This window comes from Nocardioides flavescens (assembly GCF_009823805.1).
GTDB lineage: Bacteria > Actinomycetota > Actinomycetes > Propionibacteriales > Nocardioidaceae > Nocardioides > Nocardioides flavescens.
Window position 1 is genome coordinate 191,586 of record NZ_WUEK01000009.1, and the last position, 24,448, is coordinate 216,033.

21 protein-coding genes are annotated in these 24,448 nt (G+C 73.0%); 10 read left to right on the forward strand and 11 right to left on the reverse strand.

The features are described from left to right. The first annotated feature begins 43 nt into the window (after positions 1-43). Together GRQ65_RS15460 and GRQ65_RS15465 are read left to right on the forward strand one after the other, a co-directional pair. Positions 44-1,495 (forward strand): aminobutyraldehyde dehydrogenase, encoded by a 1,452-nt coding sequence (locus GRQ65_RS15460; RefSeq protein WP_160878870.1) that lies wholly within the window; start codon positions 44-46, stop codon positions 1,493-1,495. A gap of 115 nt (positions 1,496-1,610) precedes the next feature. After that, a complete protein-coding gene (locus GRQ65_RS15465) occupies positions 1,611-3,983 on the forward strand; it encodes a SpoIIE family protein phosphatase (protein ID WP_160878871.1) in 2,373 nt (790 codons plus the stop codon). A 1-nt stretch (position 3,984) separates the two neighbouring features. On the opposite strand, the gene GRQ65_RS15470 is transcribed toward GRQ65_RS15465, so the two are convergent. After that, complete coding sequence (locus GRQ65_RS15470) at positions 3,985-4,557, reverse strand: dihydrofolate reductase family protein (protein WP_160878872.1); 573 nt, start codon at positions 4,555-4,557, stop codon at positions 3,985-3,987. A gap of 4 nt (positions 4,558-4,561) precedes the next feature. Next, the gene (locus GRQ65_RS15475) at positions 4,562-5,029 is read right to left on the reverse strand and encodes an MOSC domain-containing protein (protein ID WP_337191765.1); all 468 of its coding nucleotides are present in this window, start codon (positions 5,027-5,029) and stop codon (positions 4,562-4,564) included. Between the two features lie 22 nt (positions 5,030-5,051). Between GRQ65_RS15475 and GRQ65_RS15480 the strand changes: the two genes are divergently transcribed. Next, entirely contained in the window at positions 5,052-5,294 is a 243-nt protein-coding gene (locus GRQ65_RS15480) for a DUF3099 domain-containing protein (RefSeq protein WP_337191766.1), read from the forward strand. A 127-nt stretch (positions 5,295-5,421) separates the two neighbouring features. Here GRQ65_RS15480 and GRQ65_RS15485 read toward each other — a convergent pair whose 3' ends face one another. Next, positions 5,422-6,036 (reverse strand): helix-turn-helix transcriptional regulator, encoded by a 615-nt coding sequence (locus tag GRQ65_RS15485; protein ID WP_160878875.1) that lies wholly within the window; start codon positions 6,034-6,036, stop codon positions 5,422-5,424. Between the two features lie 69 nt (positions 6,037-6,105). After that, on the reverse strand, positions 6,106-7,611 hold the full coding sequence (locus GRQ65_RS15490) for a protein kinase domain-containing protein (protein WP_160878876.1): 1,506 nt from the start codon (positions 7,609-7,611) through the stop codon (positions 6,106-6,108). Between the two features lie 239 nt (positions 7,612-7,850). On the opposite strand from GRQ65_RS15490, the gene tyrS reads away from it, so the two are divergent. The 5 genes from tyrS (at position 7,851) to GRQ65_RS15515 (ending at position 13,024) form a co-directional block, all read left to right on the forward strand. Continuing rightward, complete coding sequence (gene tyrS / locus GRQ65_RS15495) at positions 7,851-9,143, forward strand: tyrosine--tRNA ligase (RefSeq protein WP_337191768.1); 1,293 nt, start codon at positions 7,851-7,853, stop codon at positions 9,141-9,143. Beyond that, positions 9,140-10,177: an alpha-hydroxy acid oxidase gene (locus GRQ65_RS15500; RefSeq protein ID WP_337191769.1), complete on the forward strand. Its 1,038-nt coding sequence runs from the start codon at positions 9,140-9,142 to the stop codon at positions 10,175-10,177. The genes tyrS and GRQ65_RS15500 overlap by 4 nt, the downstream gene beginning before the upstream one ends. 11 nt (positions 10,178-10,188) lie before the next feature. Further along, on the forward strand, positions 10,189-11,262 hold the full coding sequence (locus tag GRQ65_RS15505; protein WP_237448323.1) for a tetratricopeptide repeat protein: 1,074 nt from the start codon (positions 10,189-10,191) through the stop codon (positions 11,260-11,262). A gap of 154 nt (positions 11,263-11,416) precedes the next feature. Further along, positions 11,417-12,187 (forward strand): protein phosphatase 2C domain-containing protein, encoded by a 771-nt coding sequence (locus GRQ65_RS15510; RefSeq protein ID WP_160878879.1) that lies wholly within the window; start codon positions 11,417-11,419, stop codon positions 12,185-12,187. A gap of 300 nt (positions 12,188-12,487) precedes the next feature. Further along, on the forward strand, positions 12,488-13,024 hold the full coding sequence (locus GRQ65_RS15515; protein WP_272917706.1) for a DUF3145 domain-containing protein: 537 nt from the start codon (positions 12,488-12,490) through the stop codon (positions 13,022-13,024). Positions 13,025-13,064: 40 nt separating this feature from the next. Here the strand turns inward: GRQ65_RS15515 and GRQ65_RS15520 are convergent, their stop codons facing one another. The 6 genes from GRQ65_RS15520 to GRQ65_RS15545 form a co-directional block, all read right to left on the reverse strand. After that, on the reverse strand, positions 13,065-14,501 hold the full coding sequence (locus GRQ65_RS15520) for an acyl-CoA carboxylase subunit beta (protein ID WP_160878880.1): 1,437 nt from the start codon (positions 14,499-14,501) through the stop codon (positions 13,065-13,067). A gap of 7 nt (positions 14,502-14,508) precedes the next feature. After that, positions 14,509-15,765 carry a beta-ketoacyl-[acyl-carrier-protein] synthase family protein gene (locus GRQ65_RS15525; RefSeq protein WP_160878881.1) on the reverse strand — a complete coding sequence of 419 codons (1,257 nt, stop codon included), beginning with the start codon at positions 15,763-15,765 and terminating at the stop codon, positions 14,509-14,511. Positions 15,766-15,816: 51 nt separating this feature from the next. After that, the gene (locus tag GRQ65_RS15530) at positions 15,817-16,062 is read right to left on the reverse strand and encodes an acyl carrier protein (protein ID WP_160878882.1); all 246 of its coding nucleotides are present in this window, start codon (positions 16,060-16,062) and stop codon (positions 15,817-15,819) included. 71 nt (positions 16,063-16,133) lie between these two features. Beyond that, on the reverse strand, positions 16,134-17,135 hold the full coding sequence (locus GRQ65_RS15535) for a beta-ketoacyl-ACP synthase III (protein WP_160878883.1): 1,002 nt from the start codon (positions 17,133-17,135) through the stop codon (positions 16,134-16,136). After that, entirely contained in the window at positions 17,135-18,337 is a 1,203-nt protein-coding gene (locus GRQ65_RS15540; RefSeq protein WP_160878884.1) for an acyltransferase domain-containing protein, read from the reverse strand. The genes GRQ65_RS15535 and GRQ65_RS15540 overlap by 1 nt, the downstream gene beginning before the upstream one ends. A 167-nt stretch (positions 18,338-18,504) precedes the next feature. Continuing rightward, positions 18,505-19,665, reverse strand: a complete 1,161-nt coding sequence (locus GRQ65_RS15545) for a PucR family transcriptional regulator (RefSeq protein WP_337191770.1) — start codon at positions 19,663-19,665, stop codon at positions 18,505-18,507. A gap of 77 nt (positions 19,666-19,742) precedes the next feature. Here GRQ65_RS15545 and GRQ65_RS15550 point away from each other — a divergent pair, with 77 nt between their 5' ends. Further along, positions 19,743-20,699 carry an alpha/beta fold hydrolase gene (locus GRQ65_RS15550; RefSeq protein ID WP_160878885.1) on the forward strand — a complete coding sequence of 319 codons (957 nt, stop codon included), beginning with the start codon at positions 19,743-19,745 and terminating at the stop codon, positions 20,697-20,699. Between the two features lie 264 nt (positions 20,700-20,963). Here GRQ65_RS15550 and aceE read toward each other — a convergent pair whose 3' ends face one another. Then, positions 20,964-23,765 carry a pyruvate dehydrogenase (acetyl-transferring), homodimeric type gene (gene aceE / locus GRQ65_RS15555; protein ID WP_160878886.1) on the reverse strand — a complete coding sequence of 934 codons (2,802 nt, stop codon included), beginning with the start codon at positions 23,763-23,765 and terminating at the stop codon, positions 20,964-20,966. Between the two features lie 205 nt (positions 23,766-23,970). On the opposite strand from aceE, the gene GRQ65_RS15560 reads away from it, so the two are divergent. Beyond that, positions 23,971-24,405, forward strand: a complete 435-nt coding sequence (locus GRQ65_RS15560) for a DUF3052 family protein (RefSeq protein WP_160878887.1) — start codon at positions 23,971-23,973, stop codon at positions 24,403-24,405. The last annotated feature ends 43 nt before the right edge of the window (positions 24,406-24,448 follow it).

Below are 24,448 nucleotides of genomic sequence, written 5' to 3' on the forward strand. Positions count from 1 at the left end.
AGTCTCCTGACCCCCCCTAGATCCATCCAGCAAAGGACACCCCGTGCACGGCACCTTCATCGACGGCCGCCCCACCGAGGGCGGCGGCGCCGACCTCGACCTCGTCGACCCCGCGACCGGCGAGGTCAGTGCAACGCTGCGCCAGGGCTCGGCCGACGACGTCACCCGGGCGGTCGCCTCGGCGAAGGCGGCACTGCCCGGCTGGGCGGCTCGCACCGCGGGGGAGCGGGCACTGGTCCTCTCCCGCGTCGCGGACGCGCTCGCCGAGGCGAGCGACCTGGTCGACCTCGAGGTGCGCGAGACGGGCAAGCCCCGTCCCGTCTTCGCCGACGGCGAGCTGCCGTTCGCCGTCGACAACCTCCGCTTCTTCGCCGCGGCCGCCCGCTCGCTCGAGGGCAGCGCGGCCGGCGAGCTCAGCCAGGGCTACACCTCGATGCTCGTCCGGCGACCGGTCGGTGTCGTGGCCGGCATCGCGCCGTGGAACTTCCCGCTGGTGATGGCGATCTGGAAGCTCGGCCCCGCCCTGGCCGCCGGCAACACCGTGGTGCTCAAGCCCGCTCCGCTCACGCCGTCCTCGACCCTGCGCCTGGCCGAGATCGCGGTCGCGGCCGGGCTGCCCGAGGGCGTCCTCAACGTCGTCACCGGAGGCAACGAGGTCGGCGCCGCGCTCGTCGAGCACCCCGACGTGGCGATGGTGTCGATCACCGGCTCCTCGCGCGCCGGGCGTGAGGTCATGGCCGCGGCGGCCGGCAGCACCAAGCGGCTCCACCTCGAGCTGGGCGGCAAGGCCCCCGCCGTCGTCTTCGCCGACACCGACCTGGCCTCGGCCGTCACCGGGCTGGCGATGGGCGTCACCTACAACTCCGGGCAGGACTGCACTGCCCTCACCCGCATCTACGTCGAGCGCTCCGCCCACGACGACCTGGTTGCCGCGCTGGCCGAGCGGCTCGCGGCCATCACCGTCGGCGCGCCGTACGACGCCGCGACGGAGATCGGCCCGCTCGTCAGCGCGGCCCACCGCGACCGCGTCCACGGCTTCGTGGCTCGAGCCCGCGAGGCCGGCGCGACCGTGGTCACCGGCGGCGAGCTGCCCGACGGGCCCGGCGCCTACTACTCGCCGACGCTGGTGACGGGCGCCGCCCAGGACAGCGAGATCGTGCAGGACGAGGTGTTCGGCCCGGTCGTCGTCGTGCTGCCCTTCGACACCGAGGACGACGCGGTGCGCCTGGCCAACGACAGCCCCTACGGCCTCGCCTCCTCGGTGTGGACGCGCGACGTGCAGCGCGCCCTGCGGGTCGCACATCGCATCGAGGCCGGCGTCACCTGGGTCAACGACCACCTGCCGATCGCCTCCGAGGCTCCGCACGGCGGGGTCAAGGCCAGCGGTTTCGGCAAGGACATGGGCCAGGAGTCGCTGGCGGAGTACACCGTCACCCACCACGTGATGCTGCGCCACGCGGCGCCGCCCGAGCACGACTCGTTCCGGCCCGCCTGACGCGGCGGGCTCGCCCGTCAGGACGAGCCATGCGCAACTATCTCGGGTAGATTGGTGCGTGCTGTCGAAGGTCGATGGTCGGGTACCGCCGCAACGTGACGACGGGGAGAGGCCAGTGACGGACGAGCAGATCACCTCCGTGGGTGCCTCGACGGCCCTGCACACGGTCATCGGCGACGCTCCCGCCGCCATTCTCCTGGTCGACCTCAAGGCCGGCGAGGTGGTCCACGCCAACGACGTGGCTCAACAGCTCGCCCCCGACCTGCGCCTCCCGGTGCGGGTCGACGCCTGGTCCGAGGCGGCCGGGCTGCGCGACCCCTCCGGCGCTGAGCTCGCCGACACGGAGCACCCGCTCAGCCGCCTCGTGCGCTTCGAGCCGGTCCCCGGCCAGCCGGTCTCGGCGCAGCGGCACAGCGAGATGGGCGGCTCCCGCGAGCCGCTGTGGGTCGTCGGCGTGCCGATGACCGGCGCCCCCCAGCTCGACGGCTTCGCCCTCGTCGTCCTGCTCGCGGTCCGCGAGCAGGAGGCCACGGCCGCCGTCGAGGCGATGGCCCAGGAGGGGGCCCGGCTGCGCGAGCAGGCCGTGCTCGCAACGGGGCTGTCGTTCACCGTCGCGGACGCTCACGACCCCGACCTCGCGCTCGTCTGGGTCAATCAGGCCTTCACCGCCACGACCGGTTACGAGTTCGACGAGGCCGTGGGTCACAACTGCCGGTTCCTGCAGGGCCCGGGCACCGACCCGGCCGAGGTCACCAGGATGCGCGAGGCGCTCGAGCGCCGAGAGGGCATCGTCGTCACGCTGCTCAACTACCGCAAGGACGGCCTGGCCTTCTGGAACCAGGTCACGATGACCCCCATCTTCGACGCCGACGGCGAGGTCACCCACTTCGTCGGTGTGCAGTCCGACGTCAGCGGGCGCATCGAGGCCGACCGTGAGCGCGACCGCGCCCTGAAGGCCGCCGAGGAGGCGCGCGTCGAGGCCGAGGCCGCCCAGGCGCGGCTCGCCGTCCTAGCCGACGCGACCGCGGCGCTCACCGCCGAGCTCGACGAGTCCGAGGCCCGCGCGCGGCTGCTCCAGCTGCTCGTGCCCGGCCTGGGGGACATCGCGTTCTTCTTCCACCTCGACGACGAGGGTGCGGTGCGCGAGCACTTCGTCGAGCACCGTGACCCCGCACTGCGCGACGTGGCCGACCAGTACGCCGGTGAGGTCGCCTCGATGACCCCCGAGGGGGGCCTGGTGGCCTCGTTGCTGGGCGACGACACCTACCGCCTCCTCGCCGACATCGACAGTGCCTCCAGCCGCGCTGCCCGCGACGCTTTCGTGACCGACGAGACCTACACCGACCGCGCCCAGGAGGGCCTCGACGTCACCTCTGCACTGATCGTCGGCCTGCCCGGCCGCGAGCGGGTGCGCGACATCGTCGTGCTCAACCGCACCTCCGAGCGGGCGCCGTTCACCGAGGCCGACGCCCAGCTCGCGCTCGACCTCGGACGTCGCACCGGGCTGATCCTCGACAACCTGCGCCTCTACACCGGCCAGTCCCGCATCGCCCGCACACTGCAGCGCAGCCTGCTGCCCGCCGTGCCCAAGCTCGCCTGGGTCGACGTCGACGCCCGCTACCTCGCCGGTGCCGACGGTGCCGAGGTCGGCGGCGACTTCTTCGACCTCTTCGAGCACGACGACCAGAGCATTGCGCTCGCCGTCGGCGACGTCGAGGGTCACGACATGTACGCCGCGGCCGTGATGGGCCAGCTCAAGGGGATCCTGCGCGCCACCGCGCTGACCCTGCGCCTGATGCCGGCCGCGACGCTGGAGCACATCGACCGGCTGCTCATCGGCACCGCGGGCAGCCAGATCACCCCGGAGATCGCCGAGGACGACGCCCGGCCGGGCACCGAGGGCTGGACCGACGCCTACGCCTCGGCCCGGCTCGCCTCGATGGTCTGCGCCCACCTCGAGCCCCCGCTGTCGCTGACGGCGGCCGTCGACGCGACGACCGCCGACCTCGGCGAGGTCGGGGGATGGGCGCAGGGGTCACGCGTCCCGTCGCTGCAGCAGACGATGACCGGCTCCGACAAGCCGCGGGCGGTGTGGACGCTCACGATGTCGTCGGCCGGCCACCTGCCGCCGCTCGTGCGGCTGCCCGACGGTCAGCTGACCTTCCTCGACCCGCCACACGCCCGCGGTCCGCTGCTGGGCCTGGGCACCGGTGCCCGCCGTCGCCACGACGGCACTTTCGCGCTGCCGGCCGGCTCGCTGCTCTTCATGTACACCGACGGCCTGATCGAGCAGCCGGGGGAGTCCCTCGATGTCGGACTGGCGCGGTTGCTGGAGGCGGCCGGTTCGGCCCCGGAGGGGCTCGAGGGCTTCGTCGACCACCTGCTGGCCGAGCTGTCGCCGTCGGGGCGTCCGCGCGGTCGGGCGGGCATCGACGACGTCGTGGTCGTGGCGCTGTGCCTGCGCGGCGACTCCGACGCAGAGGCCTGACTCAGGCCGGTCGCTTGACGTCCGCGACGATCTTCGTGACGCCGTTGCGGTAGGTCTCCGCCTCGACGACCTCGAGGGAGGTCTGGTCGCGGTCGGTGTCGCTCCACAGGCGCTTGCCCGCACCGAGCAGCACGGGGAACTGCAGCAGGTGGTAGCGGTCGACCAGTCCGGCGTCGGCGAGCGCCGCGCCGAGGGTCGCGCTGCCGTGCACGATGATCGGGTCACCCTCACCCGCGCGCAGCGCGGCGACGTCGTCGACCGACCGGAGCACCGTGGCCGGCCACCGCGGGTCGTCGGACGCCAGCGTGGTCGAGACGACGTAGCGGGGCATGGCGTTGTAGCCCGGGAACTCCGCCGTCATCGTCGACCAGACCGGCGCGAACGCCTCGTAGCTGCGTCGGCCGAGCAGCAGCGCTCCCGCCTCCTCCTGCTCTCGGCCCTTGATCTCGTAGGCCTCCTCCACGAACTCGACGTCCTGGAAGGTCCAGCCGCTGTTGCGGTAACCGGGCTCGCCGCCCGGGCCCTCCATGACGCCGTCGAGGGAGACGAAGGCGGTGACGATCAGCGTGCGCACGGCGTCACTGTGGCACAGCCTCCGAGCGCTCGACCAGCAGGTCGACGGGGTCTCCGACCTCAACGCGACCGCCCTCGAGCACCCGGCAGATCGACCCGCCCCGGCGGCGCAGCGCCTCCTGCGCACCACGTCCGATGGTGTCGTCGAGCAGCTTGCACGGCGCCGCCACGCGGACGACCTCGAGCAGCACCGGGCCGAGCCGGATCAGCGAGCCGGGCTCGCGCGGCACCACGCCGTCAGAGACGGTGACGTTGCGCCGGGTCAGCTCGGCCGGCACCGGCGCGCCGTACGCCGTCTCGGCCTCGGCGAGCGCCTGCAGCGACTGCACGGACACCTGCCGGTGCTTCGACCCGTGGTAGCGGTCGCCGACGATGCCGCGCTGGGTCTCGACCTCGACGGCGGGCACCGCCTTCATCGCCAGCCGCGTGCCCGGGGCGACGTGGAGCGCAGCGACGGTGGGGCTGTCGATCACCTCTCCACCGTACGGTGGAGGAGTGCAGCGACGGACCCGGCGGCGTGCCTACGCCGCCCTCATGGGCACCTGCGTGGTCCTCATCGTGCTGGCCTGGAACGTCGTGCGCCTCTGGTCGACCGGTGCCGCCGTCGCGATGAGCATCGTCGCCGCGCTGATGCCGCCGGTCGCCGCGATCGTCGCCAACCTCGGCGCCCTCGACGACACCGACCTCCCGCGCGAGCGGGCACCGCGCCCGCGGCTGCCCCGCGACCCCGACCGGTAGCGTCCCGCGTCCTTGCGATGGAGGTCTCGAGACAGGACTTCGTCCCTCCTCAACCACCGAGGAGTCCACCGCTGCTGGTTGAGGAGGTTGCACAGCTTCCGTCTCGAAACCACTCTCGACACACGCACTAGTAGCCGTGGGCGAGCCCCCAGGCGACGGCCTGGGCGCGCCGGGTGACCCCGATCTTCTGGTAGATCTGACGGACGTAGGTCTTGACCGAGTTGACGCTGACGTAGAGCTGGGCGGCGATCTCGAGGTTGCTGAGGCCACGGCAGATGAGGTCGAGCACCTCGGCCTCGCGGGCGCTGAGCTCGGCGCCACCTGTGCCTCCGCCGCCGGCGACCGGGAGTCGTGAGACCTCCGGCGCCACGGTCTCGCCGCGGGTGACGGCCGCGACGGCGGCCGCCAGGTCGGCGGAGCCGGCGGCCTTCGAGACGTAGCCCCGGGCCCCGGCGGCCAGGGCCCGGCGCACCGTCGACGGCGACGTGGTCCAGCTGAGCACCAAGACGGGTGCGTCGCTGACGGCGACGACCGCACCGAGGTAGTCCTCGAGGCTCTGCGGGCGTCCCACCGGGTCGCACACGACGACGTCGAGGCGGTGGGCGCCGTCGTCGTCGGGGGAGAGCGGTCGCACCTCCGCCGGGGAGCCGTCGCGAGCCAGCATCCCCCCGATGCCCGAGACGATCAGCTCGGGCTCGTCGTAGACGCCCACCGTCAGGCGGGCCGGCGCACCACTGTTCATGATGACCCGAATCTAGGCCGAAGTGACCGTGCGCACCTGACGAGATCCCTCACCCCCACGGGTGAAAGTTCAGCTCGCACCGGAGATGAGGAAGCCGTCGTCGGTCTGCTCGAGCTGCAGCACCACGTCCTCGCTCTGACGTCGGCCGTCGACCTCGTAGGTGTAGGTGTAGCTGACCGTCAGTGCCTCCGGGTCCGCCGAGATCGTCTCGATCTGCGGATCGCTGACGTTGCCCCAGAAGCTGTTGTAGCCGCGGAAGCCCTTGCTCCTCTCCTGGTAGGCCGTCGTCAGCTGCGCGAACCCGGCCCGCGGGTCGCTGGCGGCGGTCTGCACGTAGTCGCGGGCGAAGCTCTCCATCGCGTCCGCGTCGGGTGCGGCGTCCTGGCTCGCGTCCTGCGACGGCGACTGCGACCCGGCCGAGGCCGACGAGCCCGGGTCGGCGACGGTGTCCCCGCCGTCATCGTCTCCGCGCAGGCCGATCAGGAGCGCGCCGAGCGTCAGCACCGCGAGCACGACCGCGGCGCCGAGGACCAGCAGGAGCGTGCGGCGCCGGTCGCGTCCGGAGCCGGTGTCGCGCCGGGCCCCGCCCGGCCCCGGCGGGGCCGCGGGTGGGGCCGGCGGGACGGTCGGCGTCGCCGCGGTCGCGCTCAGCAGCTGGGTGGCCCCGGCCGAGGCGGCCGGCGGAGGCGGCGGCACCGGACGCGCCGCGCGGCGAGGGCGGCGCACGACGCGGGTGCCGGTCGCGGCCGAGGCCGCCGGACCCGCCTCGAGGAACTCCTGCACCTGAGCCATCGACCAGCGCTGCGACAGGTCGCGCTCCATGGTCCCCTCGATGGCGGGCGCGAGCCACCCGGCGTGCTCGGGGTACGGCGGCTGCTCGTGGACGATCCGGTAGAGCACGCCGAGCAGGTTGCCGTCGGCGTCTCCCTCCACGCCGTACGGCGTGCGCCCCTCGACGGCGTGGAAGAGGCTCGCGCCCCACGACCAGACGTCGCTGGCGGGGGTGGCGACCTGGCCCGAGGCGACCTCGGGGGAGAGGTACGCCGGGGAGCCGGTGACGAGCCCCGTCTGCGTCAACGAGGGGTCGGTGGCGGCGCGGGCGATGCCGAAGTCGGAGAGCTTCACCTGCCCGGTCGCGGTGACGAGGATGTTGGACGGCTTGACGTCGCGGTGCACGATCCCGGCGCCGTGGGCGGCCGCGAGGGCCGCGGCCGTCTGCGCCATGACGGGGGCCGCCTCGTCGGGCTCCAGCCGGCCCCGGGCGCGGATCGTCTCGGCGAGGTCCGTGCCGTCGACGTACTCCATGACGAGCCACTGCTGGCCGTGGTCGAGATCGCCCGCGCCGGGCTCCTCGCGCACCAGGTCGAAGACGGCGACGACGTTGGCGTGGCTCAGCTTCGCAGCGAGCCGGGCCTCACGCTCGGCGCGCAGGGCGTCGGCGCTGAGCCCCCCAGGGGCCATCCCGATCTTCTTCAGCGCGACGGTGCGCCCGAGCACCGTGTCGCGACCGCGCCACACGGCGCCCATGCCGCCGCGGCCGATCTCCGCCTCGCGCTCGTACCTGCCTGCGATCACCCGTCACCTCTCGTTCCTGCCCAAGGTTAGGACGTGTAGACCAACTCCTCGCGGTCGCCCGCGCGGCGTCGCATCGGACCTGGACGGCGTTGTCGTCGCCCGCCGTGACTCCGCCACGGCGGGCTCCTCCGCCTTGCCAGCTCCGCGCGACCCCACGCCTGCTCCCACGCGGAGCTGGTCGACACGTCCTAGGAGTACCCCCGCAGCCGAGAACGGACCGGTCGGGGAGGATGGGAGCCGTGAGCACCGACCCGACGATCGACCCGGTGATCGACACCGGCCTGGTGGACGACCTCGAGTGGCGCGGCCTGATCGCGCACTCGACCGACCGCGACGCGCTGCGCGAGGCGCTCTCGGCGGGCAGTGTCCGGTTCTACGTCGGCTTCGACCCGACCGCCCCCAGCCTCCACATGGGCAACCTGGTGCAGATCCTCACCGCGCGGCGCCTGCAGCAGGCCGGCCACACACCGTTCGCGCTGGTCGGCGGGGCCACCGGCATGATCGGTGACCCCAAGGAGAGCGGCGAGCGCGTCCTCAACTCCGCCGAGACGGTGCGCGAGTGGGTGCAGCGGGTGCGCGGCCAGATCGAGCCGTTCCTCTCTTTCGAGGGCCCCAACGCCGCCACGATGGTCAACAACCTCGACTGGACCCAGCCCATGTCGACCATCGACTTCCTGCGCGACATCGGCAAGCACTTCCCGGTCAACCGGATGCTGGCCCGTGACGTCGTGCGCACCCGGCTCGAGGCGGGCATCAGCTACACCGAGTTCTCCTACGTCCTGCTGCAGTCGATGGACTTCCTCAACCTCTTCCGCGACCACGGCGTGACGCTGCAGTTCGGCGGCTCCGACCAGTGGGGCAACCTCACCGGCGGCGTCGAGCTCATCCGCCGCGCCGAGGGCGGGCACGCGCACGCTTTCGCGACTCCGCTGGTGACCAAGGCCGACGGCACGAAGTACGGCAAGACCGAGGGCGGGGCGCTGTGGCTCGACCCCGAGATGATGTCGCCCTACGGCTTCTACCAGTTCTGGCTCAACGCCGAGGACGAGAAGGTCGGCGAGCTGCTGCGGATCTTCACCTTCCTGCCCCGCGCCGAGATCGAGGCGCTCGAGGCCGAGCACGCCGAGGCGCCGTTCCGTCGTACGGCGCAGCGCCGGCTGGCCGAGGAGGTCACCACCCTCGTGCACGGCGCCGAGGAGACCGCCCGCATCCAGGCGGCCTCGGCCGCGCTGTTCGGCGGGGGTGAGCTGCGCGACGCCGGGGCGGCCACGCTGCGGGCCGCGCTCGAGACGGCCCGGCCCCTCCTGCGCGTCGAGACGCTGCCCGGCATCGTCGACCTGCTGGTGGAGTCCGGTCTGTGCGCGTCGAAGGGCGAGGCCCGGCGCGCGGTCGCCGAGGGCGGAGCCTACGTCAACAACGTGCGCGTCGAGGACGTCGAGCACGTGCCGTCGTCCGACGACCTCGTCGACGGCCGGCTGCTCGTGCTGCGTCGCGGCAAGAAGAACTTCGCCGGGGTCGAGCTCGTCTCGTGAGCCCGTGGCTGGCGGGGCTGGAGGCGCGGGCGCGCGAGGTGCTCGCGCCGCACGTCGTCGACTACGTCGCCACCGGCGCGGGGGAGCAGCTCACCCGCGACGAGGCCCACGACGCCTGGACGCGCGTGCGGTTCGCGCCCCACGTGCTGCGTGAGGTCACCTCGGTCGACCTCACCACGACCCTGCTCGGCCGCGAGCTCACCGTCCCCTGGGGCGTGGCGCCGACCAGTGGGCAGCGGGAGGTGCACGCCGACGGCGAGCCCGCTGTGCTGCGGGCCGGCGCCGCGGCCGGCGCGCTCACCGTCGTCTCCAGCAACGCCGGCACCCGCTTCGAGGACCTGCCCGAGGCGCCCTGGTGGCTGCAGGTCTACCTCCCCGCAGACCGCACCCTCGCCCAGCCGCTCATCGAGCGCGCCGTCGCCGCCGGAGCCTCGGCGCTGGTGCTGACCGTCGACACCCCGGTCGTCTCGCGCAAGCCGGCCGGCGCGTCCGAGGCGTCGTTCTGGGACCTCGTCGACCCGGCCCGGGTGCGTGTCAACTTCGACGAGGGGTACGCCGAGCGTCCGGGCTCCGAGAAGGCGACCGACCTCGGCCCCCACGACATCGGCTGGCTCGCCGGGGTGAGCGGGCTCCCGGTGGCGGTCAAGGGTGTGCTGCGACCCGACGACGCCCGCCGCTGCGTCGACGCGGGCGCCGCCGCGGTCTGGGTCTCCAACCACGGCGGCCGCCAGCTCGACCGGGTGCTGCCGACCGCGACGGCCCTCCCCGCCGTGGTCGAGGCCGTCGGTGCGGACGCGCAGGTCTACGTCGACGGCGGCATCCGCTCCGGCACCGACGTCCTCGCCGCCCTGTCGCTCGGCGCGGACGCGGTGTTCCTCGGTCGCTCGCCGGTCTGGGCGCTCGTCGAGGGGGAGGGCGGGGTCGCGCGGCTGCACGACGAGCTGCGCCGAGACCTCGTCGAGGCCCTGCGCCTGGCCGGGTGTCGCACGCCACGTGAGGCGCGAGGAGTCGCGGCGCTCCCGCCCGCTCCGTAGGCTTGACCCTCGTGCCCGAGAACCGTCGCCCCTCCCGTCCCTCCGGCCCGAAGTCGGGTGCCCCGCGTGGGGCCCGCGGAGCATCCCAGGGCGGCAAGCCGGCGGGCAAGCAGGGCGGCAAGCCGGGCGGTCGGTCCGGCGGCCAGGGCGGCCAGGGCGGCCAGGGCGGCCAGGGCGGCAAGCCCTCGTGGCGTGACGGCAAGCCCGCCGGGCGCGACGAGAAGCCGGCCGGTCGCGGCGGCAAGCCCGCCGGTCAGGGCGGCAAGCCCCGCTCCGACTCCCGGTCCGACTCCCGCTCCGACGACCGTCGCGGCGGCCCCTCGCGCGGGCCGCAGCGCGGTGGCCCCCGCGGCCCTCGTCGCGAGGAGAAGCCAGCCCGCACCGCCGACCAGGCGGCCTACGACGGGCCCGACCTGCCCGAGGACGTGACCGGCGCCGAGCTCGACCGCTCGGTCGCCGCCCAGCTCAAGGGACTGCCGGAGAAGCTCGCTGCGCGCGTCGCCAAGCACCTCGCCGCCGCCGGGCTGTTCATCGACACCGATCCCGAGCTCGCCTACCGCCACGCCCTGGCCGCCCGCGCCCGCGCCCCCCGCCTCGCGGTGGTCCGCGAGGCCGCCGGCGAGGCGGCGTACGCCGCGGGTCACTACGCCGAGGCGCTCGCCGACCTGCGTGCGGCCAAGCGGATGAACGGCGCCACGGCGTACCTGCCGATCATGGCCGACTGCCACCGCGCCCTGGGCCAGCCCGACCAGGCGGTCAAGCTCGCCAAGAGCCCGTCGGTCGCCAACTTCCCCTCGGCCGCGAAGGCGGAGATGACGATCGTCGAGGCCGGTGCGCGCCGCGACATGGGCCAGCTCGACGCCGCGCTGCGCACCCTTGAGCTCGCCCCGCTCACCTCGAAGTCGCGTGAGCCTTGGGTGGTGCGGCTGCGCTACGCCTACGCCGACACCCTCGCCGAGGCCGGCCGCACGGCCGAGGCGCTCACGTGGTTCCACCGCACCGACGCGATCGACGCCGACGAGATCACCGACGCGACCGCGCGCGCGGGCGCCCTCGAGAAGCAGCTCGAGCAGTCGGAGGACTGACTCCTCGGCCCCGTCGGCCGCGGCTGTGAGGTCGCTCGCAGGACCTCGGCGTTGACCGGGGGCGTGAGACCGGGTTCCAATGGGAAGGATCCGGTCTCCGAAGGGGGGCGTCATGCTGCGTTTCTCGGGCGCAGGAGTGAGTGATGTCGGGCGCGTGCGCCCGCACAACGAGGACTCCGCCTACCTCGGCCCCTACGTCGCCCTCGTGGCCGACGGCGTCGGCGGTGCCGCGGCCGGCGAGATCGCCTCGGCCACGGCTGCCTACGCCGCCAGCGCGGTCGCTCTCGGCCACCCGGCCGAGCCCCCGGAGCAGGTGCTCGCCCAGGCCTACCGCGCCGCAGCGGACGGCGTGCGCCTCGGCATCCAACGCGACCTGCAGCGCCTCGGCATGGCCACGACGCTCACGGCGCTGGTCACCGACGGACGCCACGTCGCCGTCGGCCACGTCGGCGACTCGCGCGGCTACCTCTTCCGCGACGGCGTGCTGCGCCAGATCACCCGCGACCACACCTACGTCCAGCACCTCGTCGACAACGGCCAGCTCACCGAGCGTGCCCGGGCGACCCACCCGTGGCGCAACGTCGTCCTCCGCTCCGTCGACGGCGACCCCGAGGGCGGCGGCCTCGACGTCGTCCGCCTCGACGCCCGGGTCGGCGACCGCCTCCTGCTGTGCAGCGACGGCCTGACCGACCTCGTCGACGACGCGCGCATCGCCGCGGTGCTCGCCACCGAGGAGGACGAGGACGCCGCGCACACCCTCACCCGCCTCGCCCTCGGGGCCGGCGGTCGCGACAACATCACGGTGCTCGTGCTCGACCTCGTCGACGGCCCCCGGATCGTCGGCACCGGCGGCGCTCTCGGCGCCCTCGCCGACCCGCGCAACGTGGTCGACGCGGCCCAGGTCCGGCTCCACCCCACCGCCTGACGCGTCGGAGAAGTCGCGCACTACCGCTCGGCGCCGTCGACCGACAGTCCGCGACGTTCGGTACGTGTACGCAAGGTCGCGCACTACCGTCCGCCGAGGGGATGGACGGTCCGCGGACGTCCGGTACGCCGGACGGAAGGTCGCGGACCACCGGTCTGCGCTTCTGCTGGTGCCCACGCGCACCATGCGTCACAATGGACGCACAACCGAATGCTCGACCAGGCCCGCGTGTGCGGTCCGACGTCCGAGACGAGCCCGCTGGGGAAGGCGTAGCTCGCGCCGAGGACGAAGGAGACGCTGATGCACGGACCCCGCATGATGCTCGACGCCGACGGCGCCCAGGGCACCACTCGTGGTGTGCTGTTCGTCCACTCGGCGCCCTCCGCGCTGTGCCCCCATGTCGAGTGGGCGGTCGCAGGCGTGCTCGGTGGCACCGTCAGCGCGTCCTGGATCCCGCAGCCGGCGCAGAGCGGCACCTACCGCACCGAGCTGTCGTGGACGGGCAGCACCGGCTCGGCCGCTCGGATCGCGAGCGCGCTGCGCGGCTGGGCGCACCTGCGCTTCGAGGTCACCGAGGACCCGACCGCGACCAGCGAGGGTCAGCGCTTCTCCTACACGCCCGACCTCGGTGTCTTCCACGCCGTCACCGGCCAGCACGGCGACATCATGATCCCCGAGGACCGGCTCAAGGCCGCCGTGGTCAAGGCCGCGCTGGGTGACACGACGCTGCTCGTCGAGATCGACAAGCTGCTCGGCAAGCCGTGGGACGACGAGCTCGAGACGTTCCGGCACGCCGGTGAGGGCGCGCCGGTGCGCTGGCTGCACCAGGTCGTCTGAACCGGGGTCGTCTGAGGCCAGACGACCTGGCGCGCGAGCGTCAGAGCGGGATGTTGCCGTGCTGGCCCTTGCGGACGCCGACCGTCTGGACGGCGTCGTCGATGGCCCGGGCCAGGGCTGAGCGGGTCTGGTCGGGGCGGATGACCTCGTCGACCACGCCGATCTCGACGGCCTTGTCGACCCCACCAGCGATCCGCTCGTGCTCGGCCGCGAGCTCGGCCTCGACCTGGGGACGGATGTCCGGGGTGACCTCGGCCAGCTTGCGGCGGTGCAGGATGCGCACGGCGGCCACGGCGCCCATGACGGCGACCTCGGCCCCGGGCCAGGCGTAGACCTTGGTGGCGCCGAGGGAGCGGGCGTTCATCGCGATGTAGGCGCCGCCGTAGGTCTTGCGGGTCACCAGCGTGATCCGCGGGACGACGCACTCACCGAACGCGTGCAGCAGCTTGGCGCCACGGCGCACGACGCCGTCCCACTCCTGACCGACGCCGGGCAGGTAGCCGGGCACGTCGACCAGGACGATGAGCGGGACCCCGAAGGCGTCGCACATGCGGACGAACCGGGAGGCCTTCTCGGCCGAGAGCGAGTCGAGGCAGCCGCCGAGGCGCAGCGGGTTGTTGGCCACGACGCCGACGGTGCGACCACCGAAGCGGCCGAGGGCGGTGACGATGTTGGGCGCCCACTTGGCGTGGAGCTCCTGCGCGGTGCCCTCGTCGAGGACGGCCTCGACGAGCGGGTGCACGTCGTAGGCGCGGTTCTTGGCCTCCGGCAGCAGTCCCTCGAGGTCGCGGTCCTCGACCTCGTCGACCTTCAGGCTGCCCTGGGCCCCGAGGAGCGAGGCGACGGTCCGCGCGCGGTCGAGCGCCTCCTGCTCGGAGTCGGTGAGGATGTGCACGACGCCCGAGCGGCGCCCGTGCGGCTCGGGACCGCCGAGACGCAGCATGTCGACGTCCTCGCCGGTCACCGAGCGGACCACGTCGGGCCCGGTCACGAAGATGCGGCCCTCGGGGCCGAGGATGACGACGTCGGTCAGCGCCGGGCCGTACGCCGCGCCGCCCGCCGCGGGGCCGAGGACCACCGAGATCTGCGGCACCTTGCCCGAGGCCTGGGTCATGGCGTGGAAGATCCGGCCGACCGCGTGCAGCGAGAGCACGCCCTCGGCGAGCCGGGCGCCGCCGGAGTGCCACAGGCCGATGATCGGAACGCCGTCGGTGACGGCGCGGTGGTAGGCGTCGACCACCACGCGGCAGCCGATGTCGCCCATCGCGCCACCCATGGTGGTGGCGTCGGAGCAGAACGCGACGACCGGTGAGCCGTCGACCTTGCCGATCGCGGCCAGCATGCCCGAGTCGTCGTCGGGGGTGATCAGCTCGAGGGTGCCCTCGTCGAGCAGGGCGGTGAGGCGGTGGACCGGGTTGCGCGGGTCCTGCTCACGGGGGAGCTTGGCGGGCTTGGCCGGGGCGGCGGTCGTGGTCATCGCGGGCTCACCGGCTCCCGAAGACGACCGCGACGTTGGCGCCGCCGAAGCCGAAGGAGTTGTTGAGCGCCGCGATGTCACCGACCGGCAGGTCGCGCGCCTTGGTCGCGATGTCGAGCTCGACCTTCGGGTCCTGGTCGTCGAGGTTGATCGTCGGTGGCACGAGCCGGTGGTGCAGGGCCAGGACGGTCGCGACGGACTCCAGCGCCCCGGCGCCGCCGAGGAGGTGGCCGGTCATCGACTTGGTGCTGGTCACCACGACCTGCTCGACGTGCTGACCGAGGACGGCGTGCAGCATCAGCCCCTCGGCGATGTCGCCGAGCGGGGTGGAGGTGGCGTGGGCGTTGACGTGGTGGAGGGTCGACGGGTCGACCTGCGCCTCGGAGATCGCCATCCGGATCGCCCGGGTGCCGCCGCGGCCCTCCGGGTCGGGCTGGGCGATGTCGTGGGAGTCGGCCGTGATGCCCGCGCCGAGCACCTCGGCGTAGATGCGGGCACCACGAGCGACGGCGTGCTCCTCGGACTCGAGCACCAGCACGCCGGCGCCCTCGCCGAGCACGAACCCGTCACGCCCGGTGTCCCACGGCCGCGAGACGACGGTCGGGTCGCCGCCGTCCTCGCTGCCGGTCTTGCTGAGCGCCATCATGTTGGCGAACGCCGCCATCGGCAGCGGGTGGATCGCCGCCTCGCTGCCGCCCGCGACCACGACGTCGGCCCGGCCGAGCCGGATCGCGTCGATGGCCATCGCCACGGCCTCGTTGCCCGACGCGCAGGCCGAGATCGGCGTGTTCGCCGCGGCCCGGGCGCCGAGCGCGAGGCTGACGTTTGCCGCCGGGGCGTTCGGCATCAGCATCGGCACGGCCAGGGGGGAGACCCGTCGGGCCCCCTTCTCCTTGAGCGTGTCGTAGTTCGACAGCAGCGTGTGCACGCCGCCGATGCCGGTCGCCATGGCGACCCCGAGCCGGTCGCGGTCGAGGTCGTCACCGGCGTCGGCGAGTCCCGAGTCGCGCCAGGCCTCGAGCGCCGCCACCATGGCGAGCTGGGTGACCCGGTCCATGCGACGGGCCTTGACCCGCTCGAGGACCTCGGTCGGCTCGACCGCGACGACGCCGGCGATCTTGACCGGCAGCTCCTCGACCCAGTCGGCCTCGATGCGGCGGACGCCGGAGCGACCGTTGACCAGGGCGTCCCAGGTGCTGGGGACGTCACCGCCCACCGGGCTGGTGGTGCCCAGCCCGGTGACGACGACTCGGGTGCGACTCATGCTGTGCTGCTCGCTTCCGTGTGGCGGGTGGTGCTGTGAGGTGGGGGCGGGTCAGCCCTGGGCGCGCTCGATGTAGGCGACGGCGTCGCCGACGGTCTTGAGGTTCTTGACCTCGTCGTCGGGGATGGTCACGCCGAACTTCTCCTCGGCGGCCACGACGACCTCGACCATGGACAGGGAGTCGACGTCGAGGTCGTCGACGAAGGACTTGTCGAGCTGGACGTCATCGGCATCGACGCCGGCGATCTCGTTGACGATCTCGGCGAGGTCGGAGCGGATCTCCTCGGTGGTTGCCATCTGGCGTTCTCTCTTCCTGGTTTCTCTGCGGTGGGGTGGTGCGGTTCCCTGGACGGGTTCTGTGGGCCTGCTCAGGGCAGCACGACGACCTGGGCGGCGTAGGCCAGCCCGGCGCCGAAGGCGATGAGCAGCGCGGTGTCGCCGGACTTCGCGTCGCCGTCGGCGTACATCCGGTCGAGTGCGAGCGGGATCGAGGCGGCCGAGGAGTTGCCCTGCTCGGCGATGTCGCGGGCGATCCGGACCGAGGCGGGGAGCTTCATCGCGCGGGCCATCGCGTCGGTGATGCGCATGTTGGCCTGGTGGGGCACGAAGCAGTCGAGGTCCTCGGGGGCGATGCCGGCGCGGTCCAGGGCCTGCTGGGCCACCTTGGCCATCGTGAACGACGCCCAGCGGAAGACGGAGTTGCCCTGCATCACCAGGTGCGGCATCCGCGGCGCGTCGTCCTCGATGACCTCGCGCCAGTCCTGGCGCGAGCGGATCAGGTCGAACTGCTCGCCGTCGGAGCCCCACACGACCGGGCTGATGCCGGGGGTGTCGCTCGGGCCCACCACTGCGGCGCCCGCGCCGTCGGAGAAGATGAACGCCGAGCCGCGGTCGTCGAGGTCGGTGATGTCGCTCAGGCGCTCGACGCCGACGACCAGCACGTGGCCCGCGGAGCCGGACCGCACCATGTCGGAGGCGAGCGCGACGCCGTGGCAGAAGCCGGCGCACGCGGCCGAGATGTCGAACGCCGCCGCCTGCTCGGTGCCGAGCTCGAAGGCGATCTGGGTCGCGACGGCCGGGGTCTGCATGAAGTGGCTGACGGTCGCGACGACGACGGCGTCGATCTGGCGGGGGTCGACGCCCGAGCGCTCGACGGCCTCGCGGGCCGCGGCCAGCGACATCGCCGCGACGGTCTCCTCGGGGCCGGCCCAGCGGCGCTCCTTGATGCCGGAGCGCTGCTGGATCCACTCGTCGCTGGAGTCGATGCGGTCGACGATCTCGCTGTTGGGCACGACCCGGGTCGGGCGGTAGGCGCCGAGTCCCAGGATGCGCGCGTGCGGGGCGCCGGTGGTGGAGCGCAGCTCGGCCATCAGTAGGACCCGTCCTGGCCGGCGCCGTTCTCGGGGTGCAGGCGCAGCAGCGGCTGGCCGGGGGAGACGAGGTCACCGTCCTCGACGAGCCACTCCACGACCTGGCCGCCGTGGGCGGCGGTGACACCGATCCGGTCGCTGCGGCCCGCGACCTCGCCGATCGGCTCACCGGCACCCAGCACGTCGGCGTCGGCGGCCGCCGGGGCGCGGTGGAAGGTGCCCTTGGCCGGGGAGACGACCATGCGCCAGGTCGGCGTGCTGCCGATCTCGGCCGACTCGCCGTGCTTGTCGCAGAACGCGCGGGCGTCGTCGAGCTGGTCGGGGCTCTTCAGCGCGAAGGTCTCGACGCCCTTGAGCGCCCGCTTGGAGATGCCGGTGAGCACCCCGGCCGGCGGCATCTCGAGGATGCCGGTGACGCCGAGGTCGGCGAAGGTGTCGAGGCAGAGGTCCCAGCGCACGGGGTTGGCGATCTGGCCGACGAGGCGGCGCAGCACGTCGCGGCCGTCGTGGACGACCTGGCCGTCCTTGTTGGAGACGAAGCGGGTGCGCGGGTCGTGGACCGAGACCGAGCGGGCCAGCGAGGCCAGGTGGCCGACGGCGGGCTCCATGTGCACGGTGTGGAACGCCCCGGCGACGCTCAGCGGCGCGAGCCTCGCCTTCTCCGGCGGGTCGGCGGCGAGCGCCTGCAGCTGCTCGACGGTGCCGGCCGCGACGACCTGGCCGGGGCCGTTGTCGTTGGCCGCGGTCAGGCCGTGGCGCTCGAGGGTGGCGAGGACGGTCTCGCGGTCGCCACCGAGGACGGCCGTCATGCCGGTGGGGGTCGCCGCGGCCGCCGCGGCCATCGCCTTGCCGCGCTCGCGGACGAGGACCATCGCCTGCTCGGCGGTGATGACCCGCGCTCCGGCGGCCGCGGTCAGCTCGCCCACGCTGTGGCCCGCAACGGCGCTGACCTTGCCGAAGGCGTCGGTCGGGTGCGGGAAGATCCCGAGCGCGGCGACGAGGCCGGTCGCGACCAGCAGCGGCTGGGCGATCTCGGTGCGCCGGATCTCGTCGGCGTCGGCCTCGGTCCCGTAGTGGACGAGGTCGAGGGAGGCGACCGTGGAGAGCCACTCGAAGCGGGCGCGGAACTCCGGCGCCTCGAGCCACGGGGTCAGGAAGCCGGGGGACTGGGCACCCTGGCCGGGCGCGACGATCGCGAGCACGTGCTCCACTCTGCCGTCTGCGCCGGAGGCGTTCGCCTCCGGCGCGCACGAAAGTCCAGGGGTCGTCTTTGTGGGGTCCCCACAAAGAAGTGCACAGGTGCGCACTACCCGCCAGTGCTACCTGCCAGTGCTACCTGTGGGTTCTCCTGCCGGGTGCTGGCGGGGAGTCAGCCCCGACCCGACTGGCGGCCCAGCACGAGCGCGATCTGCAGGGTGAACGCGTCGCGGGCGACGCCCGGGGTCAGGCCCGTGAGGTCGGCGACCTGCTTGAGGCGGTAGCGCACGGTGTTGGGGTGGACGAACAGGGCTCGTGCGGCCCCCTCCACCGACCCGCCGCCGTCGAGCCAGGCGCTGAGGGTCTCCACCAGCGTGCCCCGGGCCTGCGCCAGCGGCAGGTAGACGTCGTCGACGAGCTGGCGGCGGGCGTGGCCGTCACCGGCCAGCGCCCGCTCGGCGAGGAGCTCGATGCTGAGCACCGGTCGCGGGGCGTCCGGCCAGCCCGCCGCGGCGCGGTACGCCGAGAGCGCGGCGCGCGCCGACTGGCCGGCGGCGACGAGGTCGGCCACGGCCGGGCCGGCCACGACCGGGCCGTCGCCGAAGAGCGGTGCGATGGCGGCCGCGGCCTCGCGGGCGTCGTCGGCCCCACCCAGCAGCACGACCAGGCGCTCGCCCTGCACGGCGCACAGCGCGTCGTACCCCGCGCCGGCGGCGGTCTGGCGGACCTCCTCGAACAGGTCGGTGTCGGTGCGCCGGGCCGGTGAGGTGCCGAGCACCACGCAGACCCGGCCCTGCGTCGTCCAGCCCAGCGCGCTGGCCCGCGACAGCACCGCCTCGTCGGTCTCGGCACGCAGCACGGCGTCGACCACCAGGGCCTCGAGTCGCGCGTCCCACGCACCGCGCACCTCGGCCGCCCGGGCGTAGACCTCGGCCGTCGCGAAGGCGACCTCGCGGGCGTAGCGGGCGATGGCGACGCGCACCTCGCGGGCGTCGTCGGCGTCCAGGACGCCTTCGACGTCGCTCTCGACCACCTCGATCGACAGACGCACCAGGTCGACGGTCTGCTGCAGGGTGATCACGCCGGCCAGCGCACGCGGCGCCGCACCGAAGACGGCGCTCGTGATGGCGGTGCCGCCGCGGCGGGCTCCCTGCTCGTACCAGTCGACGAACCCCCGGATGCCCGCCTGGACGATCAGGCCCACCCAGGAGCGGTCCTCGGCGCTGAGCCGGCCGAACCACGGCAGGGCCTCGCCCATGCGCGCCGTGGCCGAGGTGCTGAGGCGCCCGGTGGCCCGGCGCAGCTCCTCGGCGACGCGCGTGGCCTGGTTCACGCAACGATCCTGTCATCTGGGCGTGGTTCAATCGTCCACCACGTGGGCTCGAGCCCACGGTTGAGGGAGGTGGAGCGATGCGGGGGCAGCTCCAGCACGCGCCGCAGCACGAGGTCCGGTTCGTCACCGTGCACGGGCACCGGCGCGCCTACGTCAAGGTCGGCTCCGGTCCGGCGCTGCTGCTCCTGCACGGACTCGGCTGCGACCACACGACCTGGGAGCCGGTCATCGACGCGCTCGCGCGCCGCTACACGGTCATCGCCCCCGACCTGCTCGGTCACGGTCTGTCGGCCAAGCCCCGCGCCGACTACAGCGTCGGCGGCTACGCCAACGGCATGCGCGACCTGATCACCCTGCTCGGCATCGACAAGGTGACCGTGGTGGGCCACAGCTTCGGCGGCGGGGTCGCGATGCAGTTCGCCTACCAGTTCCCCGAGCGCACCGAGCGGCTGATCCTGGTCGCCAGCGGCGGCCTCGGCTCCGAGGTGACCCCGGCCATCCGGGCCGTCACGACCCCCGGCTTCCACCAGGTGATGGGCGTGCTGACCCTCCCGGGCGTGCGCCACGTCGGCAAGGCCGCCCTGCAGACACTCGCGCTCACCGGTCACAAGGCCCTGCGCGACCTCGACGAGGTCGCCGAGATCTACGACTCCTTCAAGGACCCCGACGCCCGCGCCGCGATCCGCCACGTCGTGCGCGCCGTGGTCGACTGGCGCGGCCAGATCGTCACCATGGCCGATCGCGCCTACCTCACCCAGGCGATGCCGATGGCCGTCATCTGGGGCCGCGACGACCAGGTCATCCCGGTCAAGCACGCCGGCAACGCCGCCGCCCTGGCGCCCGACGCCCGCGTCGAGGTGATCCCCAACAGCGGCCACTTCCCGCACAAGGACCACCCGCAGCGCTTCGCCCGGGTCGTCCACGAGTTCATCCGCTCCACCCAGCCTGCGACGTACTCCCGCGCGCGCTTCCGCGGCCTGCTCCGCAGCGGCCAGGACGTCCGCGCCGTCGGCGGCGAGGCCACCACCGCCTGAACTGCGGATCGGCGTCCCGGTCGACTGGCTTCGAGACGGTCGCCAGCGCGACCTCCTCAACCACCGGCGCATCACCGGTGGTTGAGGGGACGAAGTCCTGTCTCGAATCCACTGCCGACTGGAGTGGTTTCGAGACGGTCGCCATCGCGACCTCCTCAACCACCGGCACATCACCGGTGGTTGAGGAAGGACGGAGTCCTGTCTCGAAACCACGAACCCCCTCGACCAGCGATGGTCGAGGGGGTCCGTTGGGCGCGGCACCGGTCAGGCGTCGCCGCCCTCCTGCTTCACGCCGGCGACGGCGGTGGGGTCGTCGATGCGGTAGGCGCTGAACGCCTTCTCGACCTGACCGCGGTCGATCTCGCCGGCGTCGGCGAGCGCCTGCAGCGCCTGGACCACGACCGACTGGGCGTCGATGTGGAAGAAGCGCCGGGCCGCCGGGCGGGTGTCGGCGAAGCCGAACCCGTCGGCGCCGAGCACGTGGTACTCGGTGGGCACCCAGCGGGCGATCTGCAGCGGCACCGCCCGCATGTAGTCGGAGACCGCGACGACCGGGCCCTCGACGCCCTCGAGCCGGTCGGCGACGTACGCCGTGCGCGGGCTCTCGCCGGGGTGCAGGAGGTTCCACTCCTCGGCGGCGGTGGCGTTGCGGGCCAGCTCGTTCCACGAGGTGACAGACCACAGGTCTGAGGTGACGCCCCAGTCCTCCTTGAGGATGCGGGCGGCCTCGTCGATCCACGGGTAGCCGACGCCGGAGGCCATCAGTGTGACCCGCGGGCCGTCGCCCTCGCCCGTGGCGGTCTTGTGCATGCCGCGCAGGATCCCGTCGACGTCGACGCCCTCGGGCTCCTTGGGCTGGCTCACCGGCTCGTTGTAGACGGTGATGTAGAAGATCACGTCCTCGCCGTGCGGCTTGGCGTCGCTCGAGCCGTACATCCGCTCGAGGCCGGACTCCATGATGTGCGCGACCTCGTAGGCGAACGCCGGGTCGTAGTGCACGACCGCCGGGTTGGTCGCCGCCAGCAGCGGCGAGTGCCCGTCGGCGTGCTGCAGCCCCTCACCGGTCAGCGTGGTGCGACCGGCGGTGGCGCCGATGAGGAAGCCGCGCGAGAGCTGGTCGGCCATGGCCCAGATCGAGTCGCCGGTGCGCTGGAACCCGAACATCGAGTAGAAGATGTAGAACGGGATCATCGGCTCGCCGTGGGTGCTGTACGCCGAGCCGGCGGCGGTCGCCGAGGCCATCGCGCCGGCCTCGGAGATGCCCTCGTGGAGCATCTGACCCTGCTGCGACTCCTTGTAGGACAGCAACAACTTGCGGTCGACCGACTCGTACTGCATGCCGCCCGGGTTGTAGACCTTGGCGCTCGGGAACATCGAGTCCATGCCGAAGGTGCGGTACTCGTCGGGCGCGATCGGCACGATGCGCTTGCCGATGGAGGCGTCCTTCATCCAGTCCTTCAGCAGGCGGACGACGGCCATGGTCGTGGCGACCTTGTTCTTGCCCGAGCCCTGCTTGAGCTCGGCGTAGGTCTTCTCGGCGGGCAGCTCGAGGGGCTTGGACCGGATCACGCGGCGCGGGACCGAGCCACCGAGCTGCTTGCGCCGCTCGAGCATGTACTCGATCTCGGGGGCGTCGGCGCCGGGGTGGAAGAACGGCGCCGCGCCGGTCTCCTCGTAGGACCGCTCGAGGTCGCGGTCCGAGATCGGCAGGTAGAGCCGGTCGCGGAACTTCTTGAGGTCCTCGGGGGTCAGCTTCTTCATCTGGTGGGTGGCGTTCTTGCCCTCGAGGGCGTCGATCGTCCAGCCCTTGATGGTCTTGGCCAGGATCACCGTCGGCTGACCGACGTGCTTGGTCGCGGCGTCGAACGCGGCGTAGACCTTGCGGTAGTCGTGGCCACCGCGCGGGAGCTTGGCGATCTGGGGGTCGCTCATGTGCTCGACCATCGCCCGCAGCCGCGGGTCGCTGCCGAAGAACTGCTCGCGGACGTAGCCGCCGTCCTCGGTGGAGTAGGTCTGGAACGCACCGTCGGGGGTGCTGTTCATCCGGTTGACGAGCACGCCGTCGACGTCGCGGGCCAGCAGCTGGTCCCACTCGCGGCCCCAGACGACCTTGATGACGTTCCAGCCGGCACCGCGGAAGTTGGACTCGAGCTCCTGGATGATCTTGCCGTTGCCGGTGACCGGACCGTCGAGCTGCTGCAGGTTGCAGTTGATGACCCAGGTGAGGTTGTCGAGCTCCTCGCGCGCGGCGATGCGGATCGCGCCGAGCGACTCGGGCTCGGCCATCTCGCCGTCGCCGAGGAACGCCCACACGCGCTGGTCGGCGGTGTCCTTGATGCCCCGGTTGTGCAAGTAGCGGTTGAACCGCGCCTGGTAGATCGAGTTGATGCCGGTCAGGCCCATCGAGACCGTCGGGAACTCCCAGAACTCCGGCATCAGCCGGGGGTGGGGGTAGGACGACAGGCCCTGGCCCGGACCGTGCTGGACCTCCTGGCGGAAGCGGTAGAGCTGCTCCTCGCTGAGGCGGCCCTCGAGGTAAGCGCGGGCGTAGACGCCGGGGGAGGCGTGACCCTGGATGTAGATCTGGTCGCCGCCGCCGGGGTGGTCCTTGCCGCGGAAGAAGTGGTTGAAGCCGACCTCGTAGAGGCTCGCGCTCGACTGGTACGTCGCGATGTGGCCGCCGACCTCGAGGCCCTTGCGGTTGGCGCTGGAGACCATCACCGCGGCGTTCCAGCGGATGAAGGCACGGATGCGGCGCTCGGCCTCCTCGTCACCGGGGAACCACGGCTCGCGCTCGGGCGGGATCGTGTTGATGTAGTCGGTGCTGCGCAGCGCGGGGACGCCGACGTTCTGCTCGCGCGCGCGCTCGAGGAGGCGCAGCATGACGTAGCGGGCGCGCTCGCGGCCGCGCTCGTCGACGAGCTGGTCGAAGGAGTCCAGCCAGTCGTGCGTCTCGTCAGGGTCGATGTCCGGGAGCTGGGTCGGCAGTCCCTCGTGGATGACGGTCGCGTTGGAGCGGTCGGCTCGTGGCGTCGACTCGGGTGTCTCTGCGGTCACGGGGTCCATCGTGTCACGCTCCACCGACTCCGCCCGCGTCCGATTCGTACCCGTCGGTAGCCCGCTGCTGGACCACGGGGAGCCCCGGAGTCCGGGGGCCGGGACCCGCCGAGTGGGCGCGAGCGCTTGCAGTTGGGCTGCATCTCCGCTGGACTGTCCCGCGACAAGGCGTCTCGCACAGTGGCGGGGCCGTGATCGACCAGGGGAGACAGCAGTGAGCTCGACCGGGGGTGGCGACACCCAGACCGGCACGCCGGGAGCAGCGGAACGACTCGGCCTCGGCGCCGGCATGGTCATCCAGGAGCTCGGCTGGGACCAGGACGTCGACGACGCCCTGCGCATCGACGTCGAGAACACCATCGACGCGGACATGGTCGACGGTGACTACGGCAACGTGGTCGACGCGGTGCTCCTGTGGTGGCGCCAGGACGACGGCGACCTCGTCGACGGTCTCGTCGACGCGCTGACCGACCTGGTCGGTGGCGGCGCGATCTGGCTGCTCACTCCCAAGGTCGGTCGACCCCACGCCGTCGACCCGGCCGACATCGCCGAGGCGGCACCGATCGCCGGGCTGTCGCAGACGACCACCGCGACCGTCAGCAAGGACTGGTCGGCGACCAAGCTGATCGCCCCCAAGACCCCCGCCTGAGGTCCACCCCGAGGCCTGTCTCCGAGCCGTGCGTCCAACGACG